Genomic DNA, 11,197 nt, shown 5'->3' on the forward strand with positions numbered 1-11,197 from the left:
ACCCAAAGCAGCCCCTCGGCAGCAGACGTAGGACCTTCCGGTTTTTATCTCTTTGCGGACATTCGGGTTTGCCAACGCGCGATAATTCTCCTATCGCACGCTGACGGCCGGGTTGTCACTTGGTCAGAGACGGTGGTCGCCATCGAGACGGAGCGCCTTTGTCCGTTCGGTGCGTGGCAAGCTGACGCCGGTCAGACGCTTGGGTCGAGCACGACGATGCCTTGCACCTCGCGCCGTTCCAGCAACCCGTGCGCGTCGGCCGTGCGGCTGAGTGGCAGGACCGCGGCGACGTTCGCCTTGATGGACCCGTTGGTCACGCCGTCGGCGAGAAAGCGGAGCGCGCGTAGGATCAGTTTTGGCCGCTGGAAGAAGCTCGGCAGGTACACCCCCGAAAGCGACTGGGCCTTCGCCATGAGTCGGCGCGGCGCAAGTGGCCGACCCGGCCCGCGCGTCGACCCGATGACGACGCATCGGCCGAGCATCGCGAGACATTCAAAGTTCTGGTCGAAGACATCGCCGCCAATCGTCTCGAGGATGATGTCAACGCCGCGCCCATCGGTATATGCGAGCACCGTCTGCGGCCACGCGGGCGTATCATAGGCGATCGCATGATCGGCGCCGATGCTGCGCACGAATTCGCGGCGGGCCTCACTGCTTGCAGTGCCGATGACAGTGCCGGCACCCAGCGCCTTGGCAATCTGGACAGCTAGGCTTCCGACGCCGCCGGCGGCGCCCTGAACCAGAACGCTTTCACCTTTGCGCAGCGTCGTGCAGGCCTGAAGAGCGAGAAATGCGGTGACGCCCTGGCAGGGCAAGCTCGCCATGGCGACGTCATCGGCATTCTCATCGAGCGCCACCACCATCTCGGCACGTGCAACGGCCTTTGCGGCATAGGCTCCCTTCGGCATCAGCGCCATCACCTTGCGGCCTTCGAGTGCAGGATCTGCCCCGGGCCCAGACCGCAGCACGCGCCCGACGACCTGCAGTCCCCCGACCTGCGGGACGGTGACTCCGCCGACGCGAGTTTCAGCGCGATTGTAGACGCCGAGGCGCTCAAGAATGTCAGGGAAGTTGACGCCGATCGCTGACGTCTCAATCAGGACATCGCCTGGACCCGGTTCGGGGTCGGGGAGCTCGACATATTCGAGCACTTCGGGACCGCCGAACGTCCGGTACTGGATAGCTTTCATGAGGGCCGCCTTCGACAGCCTCGCTCACGCGAGCGGGCTCTGGTTGACTGTGATCTGCCCGGCCGCGCTTGCCGACCCGCTCCACACCGAGATGCCGAGTTGGCCGATCAGCGTTGCAGACAGCAATACGCTGGCAATCGTCGGCCATTGCGTCGTGGACGCGCCGGCGCCAAGGACGAGGCCGCCGCGCGGGAGTTTGCGGTCCATCATTCATTTAGAAGTGAAACACCTTGTCCTCGGACACGTTCTGGACCCGCTTGTGACGGACGCTCCAGTCGCCTCCTGCGGTCCTGGTCAGCTGGTCGGTGACCATGGCGTAGGAAATCAGTTTCGGCAGGTGCTCATCATATTCCATGATCTCCATCGGCGCGGCCTTGAGTTTGCCGGCCTGGCTCGAAGGCGCGATGCGGATCAGCAAGATGTAATAGGTGACGACGATATCCTCTCCCGGCCCGGCGTCGATCACATGGTTGCAGTTGTGCCGCCGCACGCCGTGCGTGATGGGCTCATAGGCCTTCAAGAACGTCGCCAGTTCCTCTTTCCCGGCGCTTCGGCCGAGCGGATGGTCGACGATCACATCATCGGAGAACGCGGCGAGCAGGTCCTCCGCCTGCCATCGGTCGAACAGGAAATTCACCCGGTTGACGAAATCGATGGCCTCGAACCGGGTGTCGGCGTCGATCCTCCGGTTCGAGGATGCTGGTGCTGTATCGCTGGTGCTCATGCCGAGCTCCTTTCGCAATGGGCTTGTGCCGAAGGCGCCAGGGCTGAGCGACTTCGCGCGAGAATGAGGCTGGCCCACGGGGCCGTCGTTCGCCGGCGACCGGGCCGGCGGATGTGTCAGCTCGGAGATATGCCGATCCTGCGCTAGACGATGGAGTCCACAACGCCGCCATCGACACGCAACGCCGCACCGGTCGTCGCCGACGCCTGGTTCGATGCGACGTAGACCACCATGTTCGCGACCTCCTCGACGGTCGCAGGGCGCTGGATGATGGAGGTTGGCCGATGCGTCTTGACGAAGTCGATGCCGACCTCCTCGAAGGACCACTCGGCGGTGACGTGGTCCTTGAGCATCTCGGCAGCGCCCTCGGACAAGGTCGGGCCCGGCAAGACCGAATTGACCGTCACACCGGTGCCGGCCATGCGTTTGGCAAGACCGCGCGCGGCCGCCACGTCGGCGGTCTTGCTGACGCCGTAATGGATCATCTCGACCGGGATGTTGAAGGCGGATTCTGAGCCGAGGAAGATGAACCGCCCCCACGACTTCGCGGCCATTTTCGGAAGGTAGGCACGCGCGAGCCGCACTCCGGCCATGACGTTCACCTGCCAATGGCGATCCCAGATGGCATCATCGGTCTCGAAGAAATCGAGCGGCTGGAAGATGCCAAGATTGCTGACGACGATATCGGGCGCGGGCTCGGCCCGGATCAGTGCCGTGCACCCGTCCGACGTGGCGAGGTCGATGGCCTGGCCGCTCGCCCGATCGCCGAGCCGCGCCACGGCCGCCTCGACCTTCTGCTTGGTGCGGCCATTGATCACCACCGCGGCGCCTGCCTCGTGAAGCCCGCGGGCGATGGCGAATCCGATGCCCTCGGTAGAGCCGGTGACGAGGGCAACTTTGCCTGAAAGATCGATGTTCATCTGATTTCCCTGCGACCGTCACGCCGCCGCATCGAGGCTGTCGAAGGCGGCCCGATGCGACGCGACGAATGCCTGCACGGTCATCGGCGGGGCGCCCGTCACCTCGACGATGATCTTGTCGGCGCCGGAGAAGATGCCGTTCTGATAGTCGACGGCGATGGCGCAGAAATGCTGGATCAGAAACTCAGGCAGGCCGAACTTATCGAGGCGCTCCCGATACTCAGGGATGGTCAGCGGCCGGTAGCTGATCTTCCGGCCGAGCACCTCGCTGATCGCCGCCGCGATGCCCGGCTGGTCCAGCTCGATCGGGCCGTGGAGCGTGTAGGTCTTGCCGACATGGGCGGCCGGCTCCGCCAGGAGCGCGGCGATCAGGCGTGCCTGGTCTTCGGCTGCGATCGGAGCATGCCGTCCGGCGCCATAGGGCAGATCGATGATGCCCTGCTCGACGATCGTCTTGCGCGCGAATGGATAAAGCAGCCACTGCGAGAAAAAGGTCGGCCGCAGGTGCACGGTCGGAACACCCGACCAGTCGAAGATCCGCTCGGCGATCCAGTGATCGCGCGCTGCATGGCTCTTGGAATCTTCCCGCGCCGAAATCTGCGACATGTTGATCACGGCCTTGAGGCCGGCACGCCTGGCCGCATCGGCGAAGTACGCCGTCGTCTGGATGATGCCGGGACGAACGGGGTAGCAGAAATAAGCGGCGGTGGTGCCGGCCGTGACACGAATTGCGTCGTCATGCTCGAAGAGGTCACCAACCACGACCTCCGCTCCCTCGCGCCGGAGCGCCTCGGCGCGCTCGTCCTCCTTGTGGACCATTGCCCGGACGGTGTGACCTTTCTCAAGAAGTCGTTGGACCGTGTAGCGGCCAGTCTCGCCCGTGGCGCCGGCAACCAGGAACTTGTCGGTCATCTATTATCTCCAGAGTAGAGGACAGGATTGAAGCGAACGGGATCTTCCGGCTGGGTCGAAAGGCGCTCGCGGATGGGGACGGATCTGACTCCGTCCCCACCATTTGGAGCGGAGCGCATCAGCCTCGTATGAAGGCCAGCAGATCGGCGTTCAGCCGGTCCTTGTCGACGTGCAGCAAGCCATGGGACCCGCCCTCGTAAACCACAAGCCTGGCTTGCGGGATGAGTTTGGTGGTCAACGTCGCGGAGATCTCCAGCGGGACGATCTGATCGTCGCTCCCATGCACCACCAGCGCGGGGACGGTGATCTTCCTGAGGTCCTCCCGGAAATCGGTCTCCGAGAAAGCGCCGAGCGCGTGATAGGCGGCGAGGATGCCGGTCGCCTGCCCTTGCCGCCAATAGCTCTCCCGCAGGCCCTCCGAGACGTGAGCGCCCGGCCGGTTGAAGCTGTAGTACGGCATGGCGACGTCGAGATTCCACTGAGACCGGTTGGCCTGGACTGCCGCGCGAAAGCCGTCGAACAGCTCCTTCGGCGCACCCGTTGGATTGGTCGCGGTCTTGAGCAGGAACGGCGTCACCGAGGATATGAAGGCGACCCTGGCGACGCGGCTCTGGCCATGACGGGCGACATAGCGCGCGACCTCGCCGCCGCCCATCGAATGGCCAATGAAGGTCGCCTGGCGCAGATCGAGCGCGTCGACCAATTGCGCCAGATCGTCGGCGAAGGTGTCGTAATCGTATCCCCTGTCCGGCTGGCTCGACCGGCCGAAACCCCGACGGTCATGGGCGATGACGCGATAGCCGTTCTGCAGCAGGAAGAACATCTGGTCCTCCCACGCGTCGGACGAGAGCGGGTAGCCGTGGCTGAACACCACCGCCGGCCCCGAGCCCCAATCCTTGAAGTAGAGGCTGGTGCCGTCTTTCGTGATGAGGCGATCCGCCGTCAGCTTGCCGGCACTCACCGGCGCGGGAGCTTTCGCATCGGCAGCGCCGGCGCCGGCAGCAGCAAGACCGATGCCGGCAGCGGCGACCCCCTTGAGAAGGTTGCGCCGCGAAGCGCCATCAGGTGATGAGATCGTGGACATGGTGAACTCCGTGGGAAAAGCAGCCGCTTGCGACGTCGTGTTGGTGAATGGCGCAAGCGGCGAGGCTGTTTGGCCGGCTTCCGGCTGCACGGCTCGCATCGGAATCAGAAGCCGAGCCGGCGCAGATCGGCTGCGACGAACATCTGGCCGCTCCGGTTCTTGACGCTCGGCAGTTCGGCGACCCTTGCGCGCCAGGCTCTCAGCGCGGAATGGTCCTCCGGCATCGCAATGCCGGCGGCATCGGCGAACATCAGGCCCGCGAACACCGTGATGTCGGCCATAGAAAAGGCGTCGCCCGCGACGAACGGATGGCTCTGCAACACGGTGTCGAAATACGTCATGCCGGCCAGCGCCTTGTCGCGCTGGCGAAACCCCCACTCCTGACGGCCCGCCCATTCGGGGCTCTTGAACGCCTGCAGCTCGGCGCCGAGGCCCGGCGTTGCGTGGTGAAAATGGTTGCCGACCGCGTCGAGCAGCTCAGTTTCCGCCCGCTTCTGCATCATGTGGATGACAGCCTTCTCCTTCGGTGTCCGGCCGGTCAGCCAGGGGTCGCCGTCGAGATTGTCGAGATACTCGGTGATGGCGGTGCATTCGGCGATGTAGGTGCCGTCGTCGAGCTGCAGGACCGGAACGACGCCGGAGGGGTTCTTCTCCAGGAATGCGGGCTGCTTGTGCTCCGCGCCGATCAGGTCGACCGGCACGAACTCGATCAGGGGGTCGAGCCCTTTCTCGGCCAGCACGATGCGGATGCGGGCCGGATTGGGAAAGCCGGGGCGATCGAAGATTCTCATGATATTCCCTTGTCTATCGAAGGATGGATGCAGTCGCGGATCGGGCCCTGACACGTCAGGGAGCCTCGGCGGCGTGGACCGCTCCGGCGGCGTCTCGACGCCGGCCGCCGATCCTGCGGACCACGGTGTAGAAGACGGGCGTGAACAGCAGGCCGAACACGGTGACGCCGAGCATGCCGGAGAACACGGCCGTCCCCAGTGACTGGCGCATCTCCGCCCCCGCGCCGGTCGCGACCACCAGCGGCGCGACGCCGAAGATGAAGGCGAAGGACGTCATCAGGATCGGGCGCAGCCGGGTGCGGGCCGCACGCACCGCCGCCTCGGCCGCGATGGCCCCCTCTTCCTCCGCCTGGCGCGCAAACTCGACGATCAGGATCGCGTTCTTGGCCGCCAGGCCGACCAGGACCACGAAGCCGATCTGCGCCAGGACGTCGATCGGCAGCCCGCGAAGGCCCAGCCCCGTCACCGACGCCAGCAGGCACATCGGCACGATCAGCACCACGGCCAGCGGCAAACGCCAACTCTCGTACTGAGCGGCCAGGACCAGGAACACGAACAGGGCCGCGGCGCCGAACACCAGCAGGGTCGGCGTGCCCTGCAGCTGCTGCTGGAAGGCGAGCTCCGTCCATTCGAAGCCTATGCCGGGCGGCAGGACGTCGTGGGCCAGCTCCTCCATCCGCTTCAGCGCGGTGCCGGTCGCGACGCCTGGCGCCGCGACGCCCTGGACCTCGGCCGCCGGAAACAGGTTGTAGCGCGGCACGCGATAGGGCGCGGTCTCGGCCCGCAGCCGGGCCACTGTGCCGATCGGCACCATCTCGCCCGAGGCATTGCGCGCCTTGAGCCGCGAGATGTCCCCGGCATCCTGCCGGAAGCCGCCATCGGCCTGGGCGATGACCTGGAAGGTCCGGCCGAGATAATTGAAGTCGTTGACGTATTGCGAGCCGAGATAGACCTGCAACGTGGTGAACACATCCGTCGGCGTCAGCCCGACCTTCTGGGCCTTCACCCGGTCGATGTCGGTGTAGATCGAGGGCGAGCGGGTGCTGAACAGGGTGAAGGCACCGCCGATGGCCGGATCCTTGTTGGCGGCAGCGACGAGGGCCTGCGCCGCGCGGGCGAGCGCCTCCGAGCCGAGGCCCGCCTGGTCCTGCAGCATCATCTTGAAGCCGCCGGCGCTGCCGAGGCCTTGCACGGGGGGCGGCGGAATGGTCAGGACATAAGCGTCCTGGATCACCGAGAGGCGCCGTCGCAGGTCGGCGAGCACCGTGTTCGCTGTCACGCCGTCGATGTCGTGGTTATACAGCGACGGCAGGCCCGAGAAGATGGTGCCGGCATTGGAAGCCACGGTGAAGGTGGTGGCGTCCAGGCCGGCGAAGGGAGCGACATGTTCGATCCCCGGCGTCTTGAGGATGATGTCGATCGCCCTCTCGACGACGGCTTCGGTGCGGTCGAGGGTGGCGCCGGGCGGAAGCTGTACCACGGTGATGAGATAGCCCTGGTCCTGCTCCGGGATGAAGCCGGTGGGGGCGCGGGCGAACTGCACGCCGGTGAGGCCGACCAGGCCGAGATAGAGCACCAGGACCACCACCGTTGCCCGGATCAGGCGGCGCGCCAGCCCGCCATATCCGCGCGAAAGCCGGTCGAACCCCCGATTGAAGCGGCCGAAGCCCGCCTGCAGCAGGCGACGGCCGAGACCCGCGCGGGCGGCTTGCTCCGGATCGTGGGCCTTGAACAGCACCGCGCAGAGCGCCGGGCTGAGCGTCAGCGACACGAAGCAGGAGATGACGGTCGAGGCTGAGATGGTGACGGCGAACTGGCGGAAGAACTCGCCCGAGATGCCCGACAGGAAAGCCGATGGCACGAATACGGCGCAGAGCGTCAGCGCAATCGCGATCAGCGCGCCGCCGACCTCGTCCATCGTCTTGTGCGCGGCGGCTGCCGGCGACAGGCCGAGATGCAGGTTCCGCTCGACATTCTCGACCACGACGATTGCATCGTCGACCACGATGCCGACGGCCAGCACCAGGCCGAACAGTGACAGGTTGTTCAGCGAGATTCCGAGGGCGAACAGGATCGCGAAGGTCCCGACCAGCGACACCGGAATGGCGATGACCGGGATGATCGAGGCCCGCCAGCTCTGCAGGAACAGGAACACGACGGCGACGACCAGCAGGATCGCCTCGAAGATCGTCTCGATCACCTGCTTGACGGACTTCCCGATGAAGATCGTCGGGTCGTAGATGATCTTGTAGTCGAGACCGGGCGGGAACGCCTGCGCCAGCCTCTGCATGGTGGCCAGGACCTGCTCCTCGACGGCGAGCGAATTCGCCCCCGGCTGCGCGAAGATCAACAGCGGCAGGCCCGGGCCGCGGTCCATGTAGCTGGTGGACCCATAGTCCGCGGCGCCGATCTCGACGCGGCCGACGTCGCGGATTCGGGTCACGCGTCCCGCGTCGTCGGACTTCACCACGATGTCGGCGAATTGCTCGGGCGTCGACAGGCGGCCGAGCGTCTGGACGTTGATCTGGTACGCCTGCTTCGACGGAACCGGCGGCTGGTTCAGGATGCCGGCGGAGACCTGCAGGTTCTGCGCCCGCAGGGCGGCGAGCACCTCACCGGCATTGAGGTTCCGGGCCGCGACCTTGTCGGGGTCGAGCCAGATGCGCATGGCATATTCGCGGGCGCCCTGGAACTGCACGTCGCCGACGCCCGGCAGCCGCGCCAGCGCATCCTTCACATGCAGCGTCGCATAATTCGACATGTAGAGCGTGTCGCGCGAGCTGTCCGGCGAATAGAGGTGGACGGCGAGCAGGATGTTCGGCGTCGCCTTCCGCACCTGCACGCCCAGGCGCTGGACATCCTCCGGCAGCCGCGGCAGCGCGTCCTCAACGCGGTTCTGCGTCAGCATCTGCGCCACGTTCAGGTCGGTTCCGATCCGGAACGTCACCGTGATGGTAAGCTTGCCGTCACCGGTCGACTGGCTGCCCATGTAGAGCATGTTCTCGACGCCGTTGATCTGCTGTTCGAGCGGCGTCGCGACGGTTCGCGAGACGGTCTCGGCCGACGCGCCCGGATAGACCGTCGTGATCTGGACCGTCGGCGGCACGATCTCCGGATACTGCGCGACCGGCAGGATGGCGAGCGCGCCGAGCCCCACCAAGGTCGCGAAGACGCTGAGGACGGTGGCGAAGATCGGCCGGTCGATGAAGAAGTGCGTCAGGCGCATGGCGATGCACTCCTCCTAGCCCTGGCCGTCCGCGGCCGCATCGTCGGCGATCGCGCCGTCCTGCGGCGCCACCTTGCCGCCGGGCACGGCCCGGACGATCCCGTCGATGATCACGCGGTCGTCGGGCGCGAGCCCGGAGCGGATGACGCGCAGCCCGCCGCGCAGGTCGCCGGTCTCGACCGGCTTCGGCACCACCGTGCCGTCGGCGGCGACGGTCATCACGACGTGCTGCGACTGGTCGAGCAGGACCGCGGTGTCCGGCACCATAAGGGCCGGTGCGGGCGAGGCGACCGCTAGGCGCAGCCGCGCGAAGACCCCGGGCGTCAGGAACAGGTCCGGATTGGAAACGAGCGCCCGGGCGTGGATCGTGCCGCTCGAGCGATCGAGCGCGTTGTCGACGAATTCCAGCGTCCCCTGCCGGGTGAAGCGGGTCTCGTCGCTGAGGCTGATGTCGACCTTGTCGGCCAGCGGCCCCACGCCTCCCGCCCGCTGGCGCGAGAAGGTCAGGAAATCGGATTCGCTCAGGTCGAAGTCGAGATGGATCGGGTCTAGCGAGACCAAAGTGGCCAGCAGCGTGGTCGGGCTGCTGGCGAAACGGCTGCCGGCGACCAGGGTGCCGACCGACTCCTGATGCGCGCCGATGCGGCCGCTGAAGGGTGCGACGATGCGACAGTGCTCGATGTCGAATTGGGCGTCTCGGATCTGGGCTTTGGCGTCGTCGATCGCGGCCTGAGCGGCGCCGACATCGGCGGTGCGCTGGTCGACATTCTCCGCGGTTCCGAAATCGGTGCGCTTGAGAGCCTGCGCCCGGTAGAGCTGGCTGTTCGCCAGCGTCAGGCGCGACTGCGCGGCGGCCAGTTGCGCGGTCGCCTGGGCAAGCCTGATCTCATATGGGCTCGAGTCGATGACGAAGAGCAAGTCGCCCTTCCTGACGATCTGCCCGTCCTCGAAATGGATCTCGGCCAGCGTCCCGCCGACCTGGGCGCGCAACTCGACCCGGTCGACGGCCGAGAACTGTCCGAGGAAGCCGATCTGCGTGTCGACATCGCGTTTGAGCGGCCGGCTGACCGTCACCGGCGCCGGCGGAACGGCTGCCTGGGCCACCGGACCGCCCTCACGCTGTGAGAATCCGAACCATGCCACCCCCGCGAGTCCGACCCCGGCCGCGACCACCCAGGGCCAGCGCCTGGGGCGTGCGACCACGGAAGACGGCCTCTCTTCCACCTCAGGCAACCTGCTGAGATCGTTCATCTGCTCGCCCCGCTGATCCTCGAAGCCCTGGTGGTGAGGTCCATCATTCGGCATCCAGATAAGATGTCGATCGACATCTAAGAGGCGTATAGATGATGATCATCATACAAATCGTCAAGGGCGTTCGTGCCGGAGAGGGACCGGACCGGTGACGGCTAGCGAAAGCCGTAAGCGAGATCCTCGATGCGCCGCAGTATCGCCCGTTGCGGTGCGATCATTCTCGGGGCCGCGGTTCCGTTTGCGCGGCTTAAGTAAAGAGCGTCTTCATCCTCGCAGGAGATGTCTCTTCGCCTGACGCAGGATCTCGGCGGAGAGGTCGGGATCGTCGACCATGCGCGACATCGTCAGCGCTCCGATCATGGTGGCCAGGGCGCTCAGGGCCCGGCCCCGCGCGACATCGGCTCTCACCTTGCCGAACTGCCTGGCGACGACGTCCACCACCTCCCGGAAGCCTTCCGTCGCTGTCCCCCGGACGACATCGCCGCCCCGCGTGAGCTCGCTTCCGAGCGCCGCAAACGGGCACCCCTCGGCAGGGTTATCCCGATGATCGGCCGCGAGATAGCCCTCCACGGTGGCCTCGAATGGGCTCTTTTCCGGATGGTCCGCCTGCTCCTTGCCGATCGAAGCGACCAGCATTTCCGCTGCAGACGCACAGACCTCGGCAACAAGGTCATCCTTCGAGCTGAAATGCCGATAGAACCCGCCATGCGTGAGCCCGGCAGCGGCCATGAGATCCGAAAGGCCCGTCGCGTTGATCCCGTTGCGGCGAAACTCTTTCGAGGCGGCATCGACAATGCGCCTTCGGGTCTCAGACGCTTCTTGCCTCGACTTTCTCATCTCCGCCTGATCCAGTGGTCACGCAATTCCGTCTGAACTTACCACCCGATGGATGTCGAGCGACATCTAAAATTAGTCGTGCTCGGCCATTTGGCTTTGCCCCCACAGATCCCGGCGTGCGGCTTTCCCCGCACTCGGCTCTTCCCGAGGATAACCCGCGTGAAGCGGCATGTGGCGCCCAGGGGCGATTGATCCGGGTGTGGGCGGAGGGAAGCGAGCCGTCAGGGCTTCGAAAGCGGACGCTGGTCGCAGCGCAACAAGA

Annotated in this window: 10 protein-coding genes; all 10 read right to left on the reverse strand. The window is 66.0% G+C overall.

Translation table 11 applies throughout. The features are described 5' to 3' along the window. Positions 1–191 precede the first annotated feature (191 nt). Entirely contained in the window at positions 192–1,190 is a 999-nt protein-coding gene (locus FFK22_RS39045; protein WP_138893250.1) for a zinc-binding dehydrogenase, read from the reverse strand. A 24-nt stretch (positions 1,191–1,214) separates the two neighbouring features. Beyond that, on the reverse strand, positions 1,215–1,397 hold the full coding sequence (locus FFK22_RS39050; protein WP_138893251.1) for a hypothetical protein: 183 nt from the start codon (positions 1,395–1,397) through the stop codon (positions 1,215–1,217). Between the two features lie 7 nt (positions 1,398–1,404). Then, positions 1,405–1,914, reverse strand: a complete 510-nt coding sequence (locus FFK22_RS39055) for a nuclear transport factor 2 family protein (RefSeq protein ID WP_138893252.1) — start codon at positions 1,912–1,914, stop codon at positions 1,405–1,407. 143 nt (positions 1,915–2,057) lie between these two features. Then, positions 2,058–2,834, reverse strand: coding sequence for an SDR family NAD(P)-dependent oxidoreductase (locus tag FFK22_RS39060; protein WP_138893253.1), 777 nt, complete (start codon positions 2,832–2,834; stop codon positions 2,058–2,060). 18 nt (positions 2,835–2,852) lie between these two features. After that, on the reverse strand, positions 2,853–3,746 hold the full coding sequence (locus FFK22_RS39065; RefSeq protein WP_138893254.1) for an NAD(P)H-binding protein: 894 nt from the start codon (positions 3,744–3,746) through the stop codon (positions 2,853–2,855). A gap of 118 nt (positions 3,747–3,864) precedes the next feature. Further along, on the reverse strand, positions 3,865–4,830 hold the full coding sequence (locus tag FFK22_RS39070) for an alpha/beta fold hydrolase (RefSeq protein WP_138893255.1): 966 nt from the start codon (positions 4,828–4,830) through the stop codon (positions 3,865–3,867). Positions 4,831–4,934: 104 nt separating this feature from the next. Continuing rightward, complete coding sequence (locus FFK22_RS39075; protein ID WP_138893256.1) at positions 4,935–5,621, reverse strand: glutathione S-transferase family protein; 687 nt, start codon at positions 5,619–5,621, stop codon at positions 4,935–4,937. A 55-nt stretch (positions 5,622–5,676) separates the two neighbouring features. Continuing rightward, positions 5,677–8,847, reverse strand: coding sequence for an efflux RND transporter permease subunit (locus FFK22_RS39080; protein ID WP_138893257.1), 3,171 nt, complete (start codon positions 8,845–8,847; stop codon positions 5,677–5,679). A 15-nt stretch (positions 8,848–8,862) separates the two neighbouring features. After that, positions 8,863–9,951, reverse strand: a complete 1,089-nt coding sequence (locus FFK22_RS39085) for an efflux RND transporter periplasmic adaptor subunit (protein ID WP_221939203.1) — start codon at positions 9,949–9,951, stop codon at positions 8,863–8,865. A 411-nt stretch (positions 9,952–10,362) separates the two neighbouring features. After that, positions 10,363–10,935, reverse strand: coding sequence for a TetR/AcrR family transcriptional regulator (locus FFK22_RS39090; RefSeq protein ID WP_138893259.1), 573 nt, complete (start codon positions 10,933–10,935; stop codon positions 10,363–10,365). Positions 10,936–11,197 lie beyond the last annotated feature (262 nt).

Source organism: Mycobacterium sp. KBS0706, assembly GCF_005938675.2.
In the GTDB taxonomy this organism is placed as follows: Bacteria; Pseudomonadota; Alphaproteobacteria; order DSM-16000; family Inquilinaceae; genus Inquilinus.

What these genes read in the sequence shown, in the direction of transcription:
- FFK22_RS39045 (WP_138893250.1), bottom strand. Translation starts at nt 1,190, where the DNA reads ATGAAAGCTATCCAGTACCGGACGTTCGGCGGTCCCGAAGTGCTCGAA.
- FFK22_RS39050 (WP_138893251.1), bottom strand. Translation starts at nt 1,397, where the DNA reads ATGGACCGCAAACTCCCGCGCGGCGGCCTCGTCCTTGGCGCCGGCGCG.
- FFK22_RS39055 (WP_138893252.1), bottom strand. Translation starts at nt 1,914, where the DNA reads ATGAGCACCAGCGATACAGCACCAGCATCCTCGAACCGGAGGATCGAC.
- FFK22_RS39060 (WP_138893253.1), bottom strand. Translation starts at nt 2,834, where the DNA reads ATGAACATCGATCTTTCAGGCAAAGTTGCCCTCGTCACCGGCTCTACC.
- FFK22_RS39065 (WP_138893254.1), bottom strand. Translation starts at nt 3,746, where the DNA reads ATGACCGACAAGTTCCTGGTTGCCGGCGCCACGGGCGAGACTGGCCGC.
- FFK22_RS39070 (WP_138893255.1), bottom strand. Translation starts at nt 4,830, where the DNA reads ATGTCCACGATCTCATCACCTGATGGCGCTTCGCGGCGCAACCTTCTC.
- FFK22_RS39075 (WP_138893256.1), bottom strand. Translation starts at nt 5,621, where the DNA reads ATGAGAATCTTCGATCGCCCCGGCTTTCCCAATCCGGCCCGCATCCGC.
- FFK22_RS39080 (WP_138893257.1), bottom strand. Translation starts at nt 8,847, where the DNA reads ATGCGCCTGACGCACTTCTTCATCGACCGGCCGATCTTCGCCACCGTC.
- FFK22_RS39090 (WP_138893259.1), bottom strand. Translation starts at nt 10,935, where the DNA reads ATGAGAAAGTCGAGGCAAGAAGCGTCTGAGACCCGAAGGCGCATTGTC.